Source organism: Arenibacter flavimaris (assembly GCF_030291335.1).
Classification (GTDB): Bacteria; Bacteroidota; Bacteroidia; order Flavobacteriales; family Flavobacteriaceae; genus Arenibacter.
Map to the genome: position 1 here is coordinate 141,347 of NZ_JASWIM010000008.1, position 16,001 is coordinate 157,347.

Genomic DNA, 16,001 nt, shown 5'->3' on the forward strand with positions numbered 1-16,001 from the left:
AAAAAACAGATGGACGGTAATTATAAGATTTTCAACGATTTAAGCAAGATTGGTAGTAGGAGTAACAAAGTGCTATATGTATCTTTAATTCTCACGTTCGTAACCACTATCCTCAATATCTTTTATACCTACAAGACGAACGAGAGCGCCAAAAACAATTTCTATCTGCTCGATAACGGCCAGAAGCTGGCTGCCGTCAGGATAAAGGACTACAAGCGGGCAATAGATATTTTATGTGAAGGCCATATTGCCAATTTCCATGAATTGTTTTTTGCGTTGGAACCCGATTTACGCCATATCAAGAGAAATATCGAAGATAAGGCGCTGTATATGGCCGATCATTCGGTACAAAGGCTGTACAATCGTTTGATCGATCAAAACTATTACGAGGATATCGCCAAAAGTGGCTATTCGATAGAGATAGAAAAGGATTCAATTTTCGTGGATTACTCCGAATATCCATTTCCATTTCGATTCGTTGGAAAACAAAGGATTTTAAAGAGTGGCAATGTGGAATATCGGAATATGATAACCAAAGGGTACTTGGTAGAGACCAACTCAACTCCAAATAATTTGAACGGACTTAAGATTATAAAGTTCGACGTTTTAAACAACCAAGATTTATAATTACCAACCTATGAACCGCAAAATTGACCAATTCAATCTTTGGATAAAACGGCATAGACTGTTCGCTTTCTTTGCCCCTATTATAGTTCTTCTGGCAGTATTCTTTGTAATGACCAGTATCAGTTCTATGGGTAAGGACAAACAAAAAAGTAACAGTGACGATGCGTACAACAATAATTTGCCAGACCATAACAAACAACTCGATGCTACGAAACCTAACGATATTTACAAAAAGTTACAACAAGATTCACTAGATCAATTGAGGTCAAAAGGACTCTTCAAGAGCATTTTAGAAACCAAGAAAGAGAATGATTCGTTAGAACGTATTTTAGAGGAACTCAATAACTTTTCTTTGGATGAAAAAGAAAACAGTAGCAATAGGAGTGTCAAGGACACTTCATATCCCGAAACAATTATTCCCGAGTACACTTCCAAAACTACGGATGCACAAAAAAAACTGGAATACAGAAATCTATTAATGCAAGCAAGGGATCAAAGGCTTGCCCGTAGTCAGGATTATTCCGCTCCATATACAGAACCATCCACCGACTCAAAGACAAATTCAATAGCATTCGATGCAGCAATTTACCGTGACCAGTTTATTTTACCGGGTAACCGTGTTACCCTAATGTTAAAGGATGATATCTATTACAAGGGTAGGCGATTCCCTAGGAATACATTTGTTTACGCAACAGCCAACGTGAAAGGATCAAGGGTTTTATTGGAGATAACCAATATTGACAATTTGGAAATGGAATTGACCGCAATTGATCAGGAAGATGGCATGGTCGGACTGCACAATGAGCGAGCGGGTCAATTGTTGCAGGAATTCACAGCCGATATTCAACAACAAAGTGTAAACGAATTATCGGAGGCTGTCGGCGAAACAGTAGAAATTCCATTGGCACAAAACCTGGTACGCACCTTTGGCAATTTTTTCCAAAAGAAAAAATACAAACAGAAAGACAAGATACTTTTGGTAAATGGAGACCGTGTAATTCTAAAACCAAAAAAAATATAGAGATGATGAATGCACTATTGCTCATATCGGTCCTATTTTCAGGGTATGCGTTGGTTGGCCAAGCCTCTAGCGATACCTTGCAAATATCCAAGGACTTCAAGACCATTCTTATTTTTCCTGAAAACATTTCGGAAAGTAGTATCGGCAACGATTTCGGTTTTATTGTAGACTTACCAAAACCGGAAGGCGGCAAATTTAGTGGCCGAATAATAAAACTCTATTACGATGAACTCGCCATCGAAAAAGAAAATGTAACCAACTATTTGGTCATTACTGATACTGGAAACGTTTACGATTTTGTATTGGAATTGGTTGCGGTTCCGGAAAAAACGACATGGTACATCACTCAAGAAATGGCCGTTGCCAACATTGAGGGAAAACCAATTGAAAAAAGGAATGAAAATCAGCGGCAGATAGCAACACCTGAGAAGCTTAACAATGAAATGGAGAAAATGGACACTATTTCTTATATTAAAAACTCCGACAAAATAGTTGCTGGTAATTCTAAAGATAGTGCTACCAAAGAATTGTACCTATCCGACCCCTTGGAATATTATCGCCTTCGATGTTATTATATGCAATTCGACAAGCCTAAAATCAGTCGGTATTTTTCTAGATTGGACAATGTTTTCCTATGGCTAAAAGGTGTCTACTATAACGAGGACGAGCTTTATTTTCAATATAGAATAGAAAACAAGGAAGGCCTTGATATGGATATCAATTTTATAAAGCATCAAATTGCAACCAACTATAAAAATAGCAGTAGTAACCAAAAAATGGAGCTCAAACCGGTTTTTGTCTACAAACAACCTAAAACCATAGCAGGAAAAAGCGAGAACCATTTTGTTGTGGTATTTAAAAAGTTTGCCTTGGATGAGAAAAAAGAGGTTCTGGTGGAATTGGACGAAGAGTCCGGCAACCGCAATCTTTCATTGCGCATTGGCCATGAAATTATCAATAATCCCATAAACTTTTAAAAATGAGGAACTCTATAGCCGTTTTGGCACTTTTCATTACGACAACGGCATACACGCAAAGCGGCAATTATGCCTCATCGGTCGGAATAAGCGGGGGTTACGCGGAGGATGGCTATGGTATAATGGCCACGTTCAATTACCACGTAAACAGAGAGCGTTATGTGCAATTAAGCATATTCGCCGCCATTGCAGAGGATAAAGGTACGTTTGATATTCCTTATAACATTTTCACTGTACAGCCCGGATACTTCATCAAAATTTGGGAACAGAAAAATTTTAAACGGTATGCCGTCAATTTTGGCGGTGGGGCAATTATCGGATACGAGGTCATTAACAATGGCAGCAACTTGCTTGAGAACGGAGCTATCATAGATGCTAAAAGTCAATTTATATATGGAGCCTATTTGGGACTGGAAGGGGAAATAACCCTCAGCAATGATTTCTCCTTTTTACTAAAGGCCAACGAATACTATCACGTCAATAGCGATATAGGAAATTTTTATCCTTATGTCGGAATCGGTCTTCGCTATTTTCTGTTCTAAACTCATTGAAGATGAAAAACTACAAAAAAGTTACTAAAGTAGTACTGGGGCTTGTCGTCTTAATATCAGTGCTTATCATTGCTTGTAGCAAGGATTTTGAGGATATTATTTTGGATGATTTTGATTTCAATTTCTCCATTGAACAGCCGGAAACCAGTTTCGTTTTTGAAAGTGCCAAAACTTTATTTTCAATTGTTCCTGAAAAAGAAATAAGTACTGTTCATTATTATGCGCGATATACGACTTTGAAGGGCAAAGGATACTTCATGAACATGTTAGGCGATACTATCCTTGAGAATGATACGCTGAACATTATCGACAAGCAGTGGTCTTATAATTATGTCGCCATCGATACAGGCATGCATAAAATTAACTTCATTGCTTGGGATTCAAATGCCAGGGAGAAAAAATTGGAACTATTGCACTATGCCAAATACGCGAGTTTTAGCTTTTTGCTGAACAAAGGGGTCAACGATTTTATCATCAATTCCAAGAATCCTGTGAACGTAACCCTACTTAGGGATAAGGAAACCGAAAACTCGGATAATAATGGGGAATTTGAAATAACGTATCAGATTGAAAATGGAACCGGGAAACTCTATTTGAAAGAAGAAGCTTTTGACGCTGGAAAACCATTTAATTTACCAAAAGGAATTTCGGAGATGGGATACCTTCCGGACACCTTGGGCGAACATAGATTAATCGTTACGGCCAAAGCTCCTGATGGTGCTACCTTGACCGAGGTTCTTCTTCTTACTGTACTTAACCTCGGCTTTACAATTAATACCACTGCTGCATCGACTCAAGTGGAATTGAATACTAATTTGGCCGTCGCCATAGATCTGAGGACCCAAGACGAAGAATCTGACGTAGCATATGAAATTACCCATTCCTTTTCACCTACTAGCGAAGGTGCAGGTACCGTGCGCGACCAGAACGGTGGTGTAATGGATCCAGGTAAATATAGGCCTATAATTCCCAATTCCTACAATTTCACTTTTACGAGTACTGAACTGGGAAAACGGACAATATTCTTTGATGTGAGGGATTCCAACGGACAGATAAAACAGGACAGCGTTGAAATCGAGGTGGCGAACATCCCATTTACTTTTTCTGGTAATTCGGAAAGTAATTCAGTTTTTTTAAATGAGCGTACTCAACTTAATTTTAATATTAAATCCAATGGCAATACAGAGAACATAGATTACAATATTTCCTATGAAATTGTGGAGGGCAACGGAAAGCTGGCCGGGATGAATGGCAACACCCTACAGAACTCAACAGGCTATCCCGTGGAACTTGGTAACTTTTCACTTTTCTATTTTCCTGAAAGTTTAGGTTCGCACCAGATTACATTTATTGTAACCGACAATTACGGGCAGGAAGTGGGGCCAGTAAATATTGACCTTGAAACCAAACAGAACGATTTTACTGTAAATATGACCCCATCGAAAACTTCGGAATTTGCAAATTTACCGGTAAATGTAATTATCGATATCAATGAAATACCTGAAGGAACCAATGATACTTATGAAGCCTTTTATTCATCCGGCAAGAATAGCTCATTGCGGGTAAACGGAACGGAGTATGGGCCAGGAGAGAAATTCCAATTGAGTCCTAATAATAATAATGTGGTCTACACCGGTACAGAAGCGGGGCAGCATGATATTGTTCTGAGTGTAGAGTCAAGTGCAAATGTGACGCATACTGCGAATACTATGGTGAACTTCAACCAAGTGGATTTTCTGTTCACAGGTGGAAGTCAAAAAACAGATATTTCAGTCGGAGAAATCACCTCGCTTAACTTCAACATTTCGGAAAGTATTGGTTCTTCAGAATATAATATCAGATATAGCTCAAACAGCAATGCCCTTATTAGGAATGAAAATGGCACAGAAGTGAGTGCAGGAAATATTTATGATATTCCCAAAGGAAATTTCAACTGGAGCCTGGAAGGCACCGACGAGAGCAGTATTAATTTGACTTTTTATGTTCAAAACGATACCGGTCTTGAAAAAACGGTTACTATATCCATCGACGTAACACCAAAGAATTATAATTTTAATGCAAACGCGACACAATCACAGGTATATACAGGAGAGATTGTTGATATTAATTTCAATATCAGTGAATTGGGCATTGGAGGTGATAGCTATGTGATGTATTTTTCATCGGGAAGCAGTAATGGTAGCTTTGAATATCAAGGCGATACCTATGCCGCAGGAGAAAGTTTTAACGTTCCAGTTGGCTCTTTTCAAGGAAGGTATACTGGTATATCTGAATCCAACCATAATATTGAGTTTACGGTCAGATCATCTTCAGAGGTTGAAAAAACAGCAGATGTAAATATCAATTTTGAAAAATATGAAGAATTTTTTGAACTTACCATCGGACAATCAACACTAGACAAATATGAAAATCAACCCTTCCTATTAAATGTGGTCACAAATGCCACATCTGGACACGATACATTTGTCATGTACCAAATGACATTTGAATTTGCCGATATGAATGGGGGTTATATAAATCACCAGGGAAAGATATATAGGGAAGGTGAGGTTATTCCCTTGGAGTATGGTTCAGTTGCCATGCAATTTTATCCACAAATTGACGACAGTTTTACTATTAATTTTCGTGTCGAAAATTCAACCGGGATATCACAGACTGCCAGTGAATCGATTTTAATGCTTAAAAAGCCCACAGCAGCCGTCAAAGGAGAGAAGCATAATATACGATGTGGTGGTCTTAATGGCTGTGACTACGTGGTTCGGATATATACCTGTTTTGCTGCAAATTGTTCAGAAGCTTATAATGGTGCCACCTTACAACAGGTGGAGGTGCGAATCTTCAATAGAAATACAAGTAGATGGGATACAATGCTATTCAATTACAATGACGCACGAGGATCAGGTGTTGAACGCTATTTTGAACTAGAGGAAGAACCAAGGGAGAATAGACTTCGATATCAAGACCAGCCTTATGAAGTTAGGGTTTTTGATTCTAATGGGCAATGGAGTGAAAAGGCTACTGGAAATATCATTCGTGTTTAAATTTTCTTATAACTAGCTTTTCTTAAATGTGATTGTTACAATAACATTCTGACCACCTAAATTATCATTTGTTTCAATTTGCAGCTTACTTCTGTTAAGCTCGAGAATCCGCATCTCATTTCTCATATCAAATTGAATAATCCAATTATTTATTAATTGGTAGCTATCCTCTTCAATTGTTGAATAAGGGTCTTGATCATCACATGACAAGCCATTTTCGTTGATAGCGTATGCCCCTTTCTCCCCTACTCCCATTTTTGTAAAAAAAGTAAGATTATCCTTTAAACATTGCCTAATTTCTTGAGTATTGAACAAGTCGATATTTACCGATCCATCCCCATTGATATCCACTGCTCTGTCCGTGATAATAGATTGATATTCCCATTGGCCCAGAAGCGCTTGAGCCCTGTCCGATTCTGAAACATGGTCATTATCATTACTACATGCAAAAAATATCAAAATAGAAAAAATGAGAAAAACATTAGTAATAATTTTCATCTGTTTATTTTTTTGTTTTTAAAAGGTCAGACCTGCCCGACTACTTCATTCAGGCGGGTGTAATTCGCCAATAATCATCGCGTTGATATCAAGAATTGTCATGGCTTATTTCATAAGAACATGTTTTAGACCTTTGCATAAAGATAAATATTATGAGCGTAGGTATGGCAATAATTAAAACTCTAATTATATCTTCATTTAATTAAACTTCCATAAATTTACAAAAACCCTTTAGTGTAGCACCTGTTGCCCTGTGTGGCCTCATGGCTCTGGCTTTAGGGTTTTGTTTCTTTAAATTCTTAAGTAGAGCATTTAATCCCGACTAAACCCATACTTTACCAACTCTTTCAATAAAGATTCATAATGCTTTTCAGGAAAGTTCCTTCTTTCATTCAGGAAATGGCGTAGGGTATCTCTTGGCATTTTACAGTTGTCCTCCAACTTCCTAATAGAGAGAGCTTCCCGTTCTAACAACCAATTTCTTAGGGGTATAAACTTATAATCCATAGTGGTATAAATTTTTGAACTTATTACAAATGTACTCAAAAGCGTACAATTTAAATTATATATTTTAATCAAATTGAAGGACTTAAAAAAGCCCTTCATCTGCGAAAGAGAAATATCCCTCCCTTGTGATTATTATACTATCAAGGGTTGATATGTCCACCAACTTAGAGGCTTCCCTCAATTTGTTGGAGATCTGTTTATCTGCTTCTGAAGGTTTCAGATTGCCGGATGGATGGTTGTGAACCAGGATCAGGGAGCTTGTTTTAATCAGGATTGCATGTCGCAGCACATCCTTTGTCGAAATGAGACAACCGTTATCGGTGCCAGATGTTAGATGGTGTATGTTCACCACCTGATTTTTACGGTTCAAATGTATGACCTTCACTTCTTCGTGATCGTCCATTACATCGTCAAAATATGGATAAATGAACTCTCTCACGGAACTCGAAGAGGTTATTTGAAAAGTGGGTAGTTCTGTTCTCCTGTAAATGGCCGTTAGCTCTCCAACGAAATTTTTAAAGGTTGCGATTCGAATTTCTTTCATAATAGTATGTTTTTAAGATTATGCGGCGAAAAAAATCAACAGGAGCGTAGCGGTGGGGATAAGTCCATGTGGAGATTTTAAAAAATTGTGGTGGGCTCCCCCGACAGGAGGGATACCCCATTTTTTCAAATACTACATGGACAGGGCAAATGCGGCTTGATTAAATTGCGGCATAAGTATGAAAAATGAATTTTTAGGCTGGCACCTACCCTTATATATAAGAAACTCCCAGATCATTTTGGAAGGGTTCGATTCCCTTTTTAAAACGAACCCAGTTAGATCGGTATAGAAATTAATTGTAACTATAAAATATTGATATTAGGACGATTCCGCCCATAGTCGATCCCTTACTCCTGAAAAATTACGCAAGTACGGAATCCCAATGTTCATGTTACACGCTAACTCGAACCGATGTCCTTTTTTTTGCATATATCAAATGGATATCTTGCTAGTAGAGGGTCAAAATGTTTGTCTTTTAAATGGAAAAAATGATAAGAATAAAAAAAATAGAGATAAAGTTTCCTAAATGGAAATGATGGCAAGTAAGTTTGGGATTGGGAATAATTTACATATTTACATATGTAAATTCAATAGAACTATTACAAGTAGCAAAAGAACTGCTGAAAGTTTGGCTAGAAGATTAATGTGCTAAGGTTTCATTTGCAGATTGGCGAACAGACAAAGTTCCTTTATCTCGTCGACAGTTCTTCTTCCTGCATTCTTGGTGCCCAAAAGTTTCTTCATCGAGAGCTTGGCCAAGTCCTGGGTCGTTCCTTCCCATATGTCGATATGGTCTATTGCTTTCAATACGTTCAATGCCCGGGTGGACAACGGCAATTGGCAGATCTTGGTGTTCTTGTCGACGTTGACAAATTTGGATATCAAGTTGACCTCCTCTTCCATTTCCTTATAAAGGAGAGGAACTTGTTTCTTGAATTTTCTTATGGTGGATAGGGCTTCCAAAAATTCATAGTAACTGATCATGTTCTTTTTATTTTTCGATCTCGAACGCTTTTAGCTTGGGTATGCGTACCCTATCCGGTTCCTGCTGTTGAAAATCTTTTATTTCCTGTACGACAAGATTCATGTCCTTCAAAAACTCGGTATCCGCCCCGTTTTCCTTTGCGACCTGATAATAGGCCTCCAAGTTGGCACGGTAAACAAATCGTGACCGACAGTCACGAACGCCGGGACATCATTTTTGATGCATTTTATCAATATGCCCTTTTGGTCTTTCATCATTTTATTAAACTTTATAAATGTTCAATGAAGTTCATGCGTTTGCCCAAAATCCTGATAATAAAAATTTCGTTTGCATTGTGAAATTGATAAAAAATTACATGGGCTTTATAACTGAAATATTTTAAGGAATCGGCAATTGTCGAGGCATCTTTGGCCAATTCTGGTCGTTCAGCTAGTTCTTCCAAAAAACCTTCCAGATCGAGTAAGTACTTGGTCGCTTGGTCAGGGCCAAAAAACTTTATTCCGTACTTATACATACCCACTAGGTCATATTGTGCCCTTGCAGATAAACTATAATTCCCCATTATCCACTTTTGCGATAATGTCGCTTATTTTCAGATTGCTTCTTCCGCTTTGCAACCCTTCATCTATGGCAGTTTTAAGTTCTAGGAGCTTCATATTCTGTTCTTGATCCTTTCTTACCAAATCTCTTATGTATTCACTATCATTGGTAAAGTCCCCCGCCTGAACCCTAAGCTTTATCCAACCATCCTGTTGATCGGTAAAAGTGATTGATTTTCTTACTGTTTCCATAATTTTAAATTATGGTGCAATATAGTTCTTTTTTGCACCATATTCAAAACTACTTGTTTTCTAACCACCCTTTATTTGAATTTTAAGCTTTGTTTAATTTTCTGATTCGGTTTGCGATTTTCTCGATGCCCTTGCGCTCTCCCGTCTCGATATATCTTGCGGCAAAGGTATTGCAAGAATTGCACAACCCTTTTAAAATAACGTCATTAAGGTTATTTAGATAACTTTTATAGTTGACCAACTTTTTACTTTGGGCACCACAATTACAAAATATAGAGTTCACCGCAATTTCTATGTCCTCTTTATATGAAGGACCAAACATTATTTGCAATTGAAAGGAATCTATTTCAACTTCATCATCATGAATTATATGATTGGTTCTTTTATGGTCATGTAATATCGTTTATTTAGACTTTATGTTTCGGGATTACTTCACCCCAATTTAGATTTTTTGATTTGGAAGCGTGCCTAAGGGTTTGGGCTCTGGAAAATCTCATGGGACTTCAATTTCCTGTTCGTGTAATAATCCACCACCAATTTTATCAATCCTTGTACATTCTTCCTCTTTTGTGCAACCAACTAATGTAAGAATAACAAAGCTTATTATGCCTTGAGCAACTTTATATCTCATGTTCTTGATAATCGTTTAATTAGACTTTGACCGATTATAATTATCAATTAATGCTTCCGACACGATTTGAGCCTTTTCATCGCTTATGCAATCAAAAGTAATTTTTTGGGTGGTGGTAAATTCTTTTAGCAGCCTTCTGACATCCTCAGTGGTCAGAAAACCATTCTCGTTTAAATTGTCCAATATATCACTATATCTATGAGACCTATATCCATCTTCTAACATTTCGTTATTTTAAACTTTGAATTCCGCCCATAGCGGATAATGGTCCGATATGAGCCAAGAAAGGCTGTTTTTGGTCAATCCACGGTTTTGAAGTGCTATTGGAACAAAATCATAGTTGCCTCCGTTCAGGAATTCCATTGAAAGCTTTGGCCCGTTCGGCGGGCCATCGAACCAGGCAATTTGATCATAGTACTTGGTTTGGTCAAAAATCGATCTCGTCACTTCCTTTTTCCGAAGCTGAGGGGGCACGTACAATCCTTCCGATAAGAACGTTTTGTCCAAAAGATCCCCGCGTTCATCTATATTGAAATCTCCCAGGGCAATAAGGTCATGATGATAAGCGTTCATATCATTCGCCCAGCTTGATAACCATTTCGCGATTCCCTTTAACTCTTGGATACGGCTTTTAGGACTGTCCCCGTATAAAATATGCAAGGTCACCAAAATAAAAGTGTGCTTACCGGATTGAAAGCTTACAGCGTAAGGAGATCGTACGAATTGTTTCGCCAATGCGCCATCATTTATGTCGTCCTCCCATTCTTCAGGGACAACCAATTCTCCGGCAAGTCCGGACATTTGGACTCTTCTGGTGTCGAACAGGTAGGCCATGCGTTCCCCGTTACCAACCTTGCCCTTGTTAACATCCGTAAGTATTAAGGACCAATTATGGCCAAGAATTTTGAGTGTATCCCGTAAGGCCCTGATATTGTCCTTGACCTCTTGGACCGCGATCACATCGAACCTTTTGATAATCTCGGCAATGCAGAGAATGGAATGAAGATCACGCTTGGGAGAATCATTTTCATCCGAATCCCATTTTCGGGTCAAATTACCGAAGGCCCGAATGTTCCATGAGGCAATTAATAAATTTTGGTCAAGTTTTTTTGGTGGGATCTTTGATCCCAGATCTGATCGTAATAGATCAAGATTTTCTAAGACCTCAATGGGCGGAATGTCGGTTATGGAGTTCATTATTTAAATTTAAGCTATTTTCACGCTTATCACTCAGCTAATCAATGCAAACACCTTAATATTTGAAAATCCTTTATTCGACCTTTCATTTTATATTGGTTCGCCGACAATGTGTCCTAACTCTTCCATTATTTGAACCATTAAGTTGAATGACTACCAAGAATTGTTTTCATCTCCCTAGCTAATTTGAATTCAAAAGCACCCACTAAATTTGAAGTTTCTTGCTCAAACTCCAAAACATTTATTTCAATTTCAAGACCTAATTCGGTAGCCCAGTGACACAATTGTAGACTTTGTGTTTTTGTTGCCGTCGTGAATCCAAGGTGCTCCTTCATTCGCCTTAATAGATTAAATTTCACCTTTCCTAAATATAAAATGTTTGTATCTCTAGGGGCCTTAGTTTTACTTCTTGGAAGCTTGTGCGTGCGGCTACCCTTAAATGCTTGGAAGGCGTTCCAAACAGTATCAATATCATAATTTCCCAAAATCTCAAACCAGTACACACAGGGGTCTTTTAGGGTGTTAAATTTTTGGACTAGTTCAGAATATTGATTAGAGTTAATCAGCTGCTCGTGAGTAAGTCCTTTTAAGTCGGTTAAATCAATCTTTAAAGTTTTATGTTTCTTTGGACCATTTTCATAAACTTTCACCAAGGCATTGGATAAAACCTTTGAATATGATATTAAAATTGATGTTGGCGTATCTGTCATCATCGTTTATTTAAACTTAGATTCTTCTAACTGGTATCTATCCGCCAATTCATTCAATTTATGAACTATTGGAATAATTGTTTTAGATATTACCACAAACTTACCATTAAACCAAATTTTGAACGCATTATATCCTTCAAGTGTTTTGCCATAAGATATCTTAGCTTCAACCGTTTCGTATTGATCAATGAAGACAAAGGTTTTGCCATTTTTTAATTCTAACTCGGACATATTTTCTACGTTTATTTAAACTTTACTAAAGTAATGATTTTGAATTATGGCCTGTTTAGTTTAACGGGGGCGGAGGAGGTCAGTTTCAAGAGACCTATATTACATAAGTGGTTATTATAAATGATTGTGTTTACTATGCAGTGTAACTTATAAGAACAGGCATATATCTTATAACCAACTTAAAATTTCGAAAACAATTATAAATAAAACCACCCCGAGCTTCCTTGACTTAATAGAATCCAAGAAGCCAATTTTTTTGATTTCGGTTCAAATACCAGAGTTCCTATAGGTTTTTCGGGGCTTCCTTTTAGATAATATACTAGAACATACTGTGACACTTTATTTAAAGCTTTTCTAAAAGGGCGATAAATCGAGTCCGTTTCTTTATAGAACCTTAAAGGTTGGGCATCCAAGTTCTCTAAACCGTGCTTATCAATTGCTTTCGTAAAATAAGTATTGAACAATCCATTTTTATACTCAATACTGTAGACTGTGTTTTTATGAATCGAATCCTTTGATTCTTCATTTATATATATATATAAATATTTCTGAATTATTGAATCTTTAGAAATTTCAAAATCAGCGTCAGGTTTCACCCCGACATAGTATGCCAACTTCTTTAGATTTTTGTAATATTCAATTTCGGTAGGATGCCAGTCTTTAAATTTGTCTTTCTGAGAAAATATATTATGACTGATAAACACTATTACCCCAAAAACTAGTAGTTTCTTACACATATTTTTTTATTATAATGAACTCCTCCCCGTAAAACCGAACTGTTTAAAAGTAGAATAATAATCCTTTATTTGAACATTGTTTAGTACAAGATATTTTGAATCTAATACTTTGTACAAGATTTTTTTAATGTTTAAATATCATTGACGTATTCCATATACCCTGTGCCAAAAGCTGAAATCGAGTGATGCCCAAAGATTGCTCCTTTTCGAAGAGAGCCCATAGTACCATCATTTGTCATTAAAAGTCCCCTGGTTTTCAAATCATTGGTCAGATATCTTAGCTCCCCCTCATCAAATTGATTGAATAGATTCTCTCTATTTTCACTAATTAAATCAAGTTTACCCTGATAGAATTGAATAACCGAAGCTAATGATTCAGCTTTATTGTGCTTTTCTGGATGTGTATATTCAAACCATGACTCAAGCTCTGATGCTGTACGGCCATTAGCCAATAAATTATTTGAATAGGTATGCAAATTCTCCAACGACTTTCTATAAGAATGTAATTTTCTTTCGAGCATAAAAAAATGATTCAAAATCAATATATGCCCATCATCAAGTACACTTGTCAGCACAAGGTATCTTGAAGCCATGTCAGGATCAGCTGGTTTCTCAATTTGAGAAAAAAGCAATCGTTTAAATCTGTCTAGCTTATTTTTTGAATTGGTTTTGGCTATGGATGCCAGCAATTCTTCGAAAAAATCTCCAAAGTCCTCGCTATTAACGTTCTCCCAATCAAAGGAAACATTCTTCAATTCCATATATTTTCCCAGTTCCAAAACAAAATTTTCAACACGGTTTATTTTCAGCTTACTTCGAAGACCGGCTATTTGGCCGAAGAATGTCCCTGCACCGACCGTATATGGGTCTGAGCCAGAAGCTATGGCAGTCATTACTCCAATAAAAATCTGAGAAAGAGTATTAATGACTTCGGTAGCTAATTCCTTAGAATCATCTTTAATTTTCATCGTTTAATTGAACTTGACTATGGTTAGATTATAATTTTGGAAAGGCATAATGTTCATATATTTATTTATTTTAATTTACCCATTTCAGGAGAAGTCGAAACGGTTTTTGCCTTTCCTTTAACCATGGTCTCAGAGATAAATACTACCTGTCCTTTCTTGTTAACAAATTTTTCTGATCTGAGGTGCCTAAAATGACCCTTTCTGAAATGTGGCCTTTTTGAGAGCTTTGAACCTTCATTTTCTTTAATCTTGTCAGATAACTGTAATGAAAAGTTTCTTGCTGACAAATCTTCATTTCTTTCCAACAAATTCTTTGGAACCCCATCATCAACACATTCAGGGAAGCAACTCATGTAGGCTATTGTATTAATGACAAGTCTGAACATTTTGGTATGAGTTAATGAGATATTGTCATTTTTCTTATTGACATCAATATAGAATTTATCTGACATTCTTCCCCCATGTTCTCCAAGTGAATAGTATAGCTCAAGGCTACCATCTTCTTCCACACTAAGAGAAAAGGCATATCCCTCAGATTCATATGGGATGTGCAAAGCAAATTGATATACCACATGATTAATCTTTTTGTTGGAATATAAATGAAATACACTTCGGTTTTGACCGTTTTCATAAAGAAAGTGTTTGATACCCTCCAAATCTGACAAAGTTGTACTTTCAAGGAAGTCTCGCAAGTGTTTGTCAACGAAAAAAACATGTAGTAATTCTCCTTTTGAATCGACTCTCCACATTTCCCAACCTGATACTATCAATTGTTTCGAGGCATACGTTTCGTAGGCCGTTACTGGGGTGTTTAAAATGTTATTTCTGAGCACCTCAAATATTTGATCATCTGTAAAATCTGGAGTAAACTGCTTTTGCTTCCTATAAAGGTTATCCCAAAAATGCTTAAGAGGTCTGCTGTAATATACTTTTCTGGCCATGTCAATTTTATTTCATGAGTTGAGCCTTTGTAAATTGTTTTTTTCTAGATATGTAAAATACTCCTCTAAATACCCAATTTAGAATAATATAGTTTAATTAGACTTTGAACGTTGATAATTATCAATTAATGCTTCTGAAACTATTTTGGCTTTTTCATTGCTTATGCAATCAAAAGTAATTTTTTGGGTGGTTGTAAATTCTTTTAGCAGCTTACCAACATCCTCAGTGGTCAGAAAACCATTCTCGCTTAAGTTGTCCAATATATCACTATATCTATGTGACCTATATCCATCTTCTAACATACTGTTTATTTAAACTATAATTTAGTGGTCATTCCGTTTTGCGCCACCATCCATTTCTCTTTCTAATATAGACTATTTGCCCTATATGATAGGCATTATGGGAACAAACATTCGCAATATTCGAGCTCCATTCCTTTAGTTGTTCGTCAGAGGCCGATAGTACCTTCTGTTCCCATTCAGTTTGAATGCTATCCAACATTTTGATCGCTAGAGGCCATTCCTCAACTTTATACTGATTAAAAGTAATATTATTGTCATCATTAAAATCTGGGAGGGTATTTCCTTCAAAGGCATTGAGTAATCGTTCGTTCCAAAATATCAAGTGCGACACCAATTGCCCAATTGAGTGATTTTCCGAGCTGTCTCTCCAATTCGATTGTTCGGCCGTAACCCCGTCCAAAGCAACATTTATTGGAGCGAACCAGTCTTCTTTGTTATGCGTATGCTTCAATTGCTCAAGAAGCAAAGTTCTTATTGCCGGATTCTCATTTTGAGCACGACAGTTCAATATGAATAACCCAATACTTATAGCCAATATGATTCTCATCCTGTTATTGAACTTTATCAATTCCAAAATATTCTTTCTAAAATTAAACAAATAAATGTGGGTCGGGAGTTATTGGATACTTCGGACCAAATTGCGCCAGGCTTTTCGGTTTCATTGCGCCAGTGATTTCGGTTCAAACTGCGCCACTTCCCTGAGGGATTTCGGTTCGTTTTGCGCCAGTGATTTCGGTTCGT

The 16,001-nt window shown here is 37.0% G+C and carries 22 protein-coding genes; 5 read left to right on the plus strand and 17 right to left on the minus strand.

Annotated features, from left to right (window positions below):
* The first annotated feature begins 9 nt into the window (after positions 1–9).
* From QSE00_RS09190 to QSE00_RS09210, 5 genes are read left to right on the plus strand one after another with little or no spacing between them, the layout of a single operon-like run.
* Positions 10–627: a hypothetical protein gene (locus tag QSE00_RS09190; RefSeq protein ID WP_103441834.1), complete on the plus strand. Its 618-nt coding sequence runs from the start codon at positions 10–12 to the stop codon at positions 625–627.
* Positions 628–637: 10 nt separating this feature from the next.
* Entirely contained in the window at positions 638–1,648 is a 1,011-nt protein-coding gene (gene traM / locus QSE00_RS09195) for a conjugative transposon protein TraM (RefSeq protein ID WP_286105706.1), read from the plus strand.
* A gap of 2 nt (positions 1,649–1,650) precedes the next feature.
* Complete coding sequence (locus QSE00_RS09200) at positions 1,651–2,625, plus strand: DUF4138 domain-containing protein (RefSeq protein ID WP_286105707.1); 975 nt, start codon at positions 1,651–1,653, stop codon at positions 2,623–2,625.
* A gap of 2 nt (positions 2,626–2,627) precedes the next feature.
* Positions 2,628–3,167: a conjugal transfer protein TraO gene (locus QSE00_RS09205; protein ID WP_215950072.1), complete on the plus strand. Its 540-nt coding sequence runs from the start codon at positions 2,628–2,630 to the stop codon at positions 3,165–3,167.
* A gap of 11 nt (positions 3,168–3,178) precedes the next feature.
* Positions 3,179–6,217, plus strand: coding sequence for a TraQ conjugal transfer family protein (locus tag QSE00_RS09210; protein ID WP_286105708.1), 3,039 nt, complete (start codon positions 3,179–3,181; stop codon positions 6,215–6,217).
* A 12-nt stretch (positions 6,218–6,229) separates the two neighbouring features.
* On the opposite strand, the gene QSE00_RS09215 is transcribed toward QSE00_RS09210, so the two are convergent.
* The 17 genes from QSE00_RS09215 to QSE00_RS09295 all read right to left on the minus strand — a co-directional run bounded on the left by QSE00_RS09215 (position 6,230) and on the right by QSE00_RS09295 (position 15,807).
* Positions 6,230–6,715, minus strand: coding sequence for a hypothetical protein (locus tag QSE00_RS09215; RefSeq protein ID WP_286105709.1), 486 nt, complete (start codon positions 6,713–6,715; stop codon positions 6,230–6,232).
* 312 nt (positions 6,716–7,027) lie between these two features.
* Positions 7,028–7,261 (minus strand): hypothetical protein, encoded by a 234-nt coding sequence (locus QSE00_RS09220; RefSeq protein ID WP_286105710.1) that lies wholly within the window; start codon positions 7,259–7,261, stop codon positions 7,028–7,030.
* 43 nt (positions 7,262–7,304) lie between these two features.
* Entirely contained in the window at positions 7,305–7,766 is a 462-nt protein-coding gene (locus QSE00_RS09225) for a JAB domain-containing protein (protein WP_286105711.1), read from the minus strand.
* 648 nt (positions 7,767–8,414) lie between these two features.
* Complete coding sequence (locus QSE00_RS09230; protein WP_286105712.1) at positions 8,415–8,750, minus strand: DNA-directed RNA polymerase subunit alpha C-terminal domain-containing protein; 336 nt, start codon at positions 8,748–8,750, stop codon at positions 8,415–8,417.
* A 7-nt stretch (positions 8,751–8,757) separates the two neighbouring features.
* Entirely contained in the window at positions 8,758–8,913 is a 156-nt protein-coding gene (locus QSE00_RS09235; RefSeq protein ID WP_247095232.1) for a hypothetical protein, read from the minus strand.
* Between the two features lie 106 nt (positions 8,914–9,019).
* Positions 9,020–9,313, minus strand: coding sequence for a type II toxin-antitoxin system RelE/ParE family toxin (locus tag QSE00_RS09240; protein ID WP_215950066.1), 294 nt, complete (start codon positions 9,311–9,313; stop codon positions 9,020–9,022).
* Positions 9,300–9,542: a type II toxin-antitoxin system ParD family antitoxin gene (locus QSE00_RS09245; protein WP_103442986.1), complete on the minus strand. Its 243-nt coding sequence runs from the start codon at positions 9,540–9,542 to the stop codon at positions 9,300–9,302. Before QSE00_RS09245 ends, QSE00_RS09240 begins: the two co-directional genes overlap by 14 nt.
* A gap of 493 nt (positions 9,543–10,035) precedes the next feature.
* Positions 10,036–10,173: a hypothetical protein gene (locus QSE00_RS09250; protein WP_286105713.1), complete on the minus strand. Its 138-nt coding sequence runs from the start codon at positions 10,171–10,173 to the stop codon at positions 10,036–10,038.
* Between the two features lie 15 nt (positions 10,174–10,188).
* Complete coding sequence (locus QSE00_RS09255; protein ID WP_286105714.1) at positions 10,189–10,398, minus strand: hypothetical protein; 210 nt, start codon at positions 10,396–10,398, stop codon at positions 10,189–10,191.
* A gap of 9 nt (positions 10,399–10,407) precedes the next feature.
* Positions 10,408–11,370 carry an endonuclease/exonuclease/phosphatase family protein gene (locus QSE00_RS09260; RefSeq protein ID WP_286105715.1) on the minus strand — a complete coding sequence of 321 codons (963 nt, stop codon included), beginning with the start codon at positions 11,368–11,370 and terminating at the stop codon, positions 10,408–10,410.
* A gap of 140 nt (positions 11,371–11,510) precedes the next feature.
* Positions 11,511–12,083, minus strand: a complete 573-nt coding sequence (locus QSE00_RS09265) for a hypothetical protein (protein ID WP_286105716.1) — start codon at positions 12,081–12,083, stop codon at positions 11,511–11,513.
* Between the two features lie 3 nt (positions 12,084–12,086).
* Positions 12,087–12,311, minus strand: a complete 225-nt coding sequence (locus QSE00_RS09270; RefSeq protein WP_286105717.1) for a hypothetical protein — start codon at positions 12,309–12,311, stop codon at positions 12,087–12,089.
* Between the two features lie 197 nt (positions 12,312–12,508).
* Positions 12,509–13,048 (minus strand): hypothetical protein, encoded by a 540-nt coding sequence (locus tag QSE00_RS09275; protein WP_286105718.1) that lies wholly within the window; start codon positions 13,046–13,048, stop codon positions 12,509–12,511.
* 131 nt (positions 13,049–13,179) lie between these two features.
* Complete coding sequence (locus QSE00_RS09280) at positions 13,180–14,016, minus strand: hypothetical protein (RefSeq protein WP_286105719.1); 837 nt, start codon at positions 14,014–14,016, stop codon at positions 13,180–13,182.
* 65 nt (positions 14,017–14,081) lie between these two features.
* Positions 14,082–14,957, minus strand: coding sequence for a hypothetical protein (locus tag QSE00_RS09285; RefSeq protein ID WP_286105720.1), 876 nt, complete (start codon positions 14,955–14,957; stop codon positions 14,082–14,084).
* A gap of 93 nt (positions 14,958–15,050) precedes the next feature.
* Positions 15,051–15,260 (minus strand): hypothetical protein, encoded by a 210-nt coding sequence (locus QSE00_RS09290; RefSeq protein ID WP_286105721.1) that lies wholly within the window; start codon positions 15,258–15,260, stop codon positions 15,051–15,053.
* A 28-nt stretch (positions 15,261–15,288) separates the two neighbouring features.
* Entirely contained in the window at positions 15,289–15,807 is a 519-nt protein-coding gene (locus QSE00_RS09295; RefSeq protein ID WP_286105722.1) for a DinB family protein, read from the minus strand.
* Positions 15,808–16,001 lie beyond the last annotated feature (194 nt).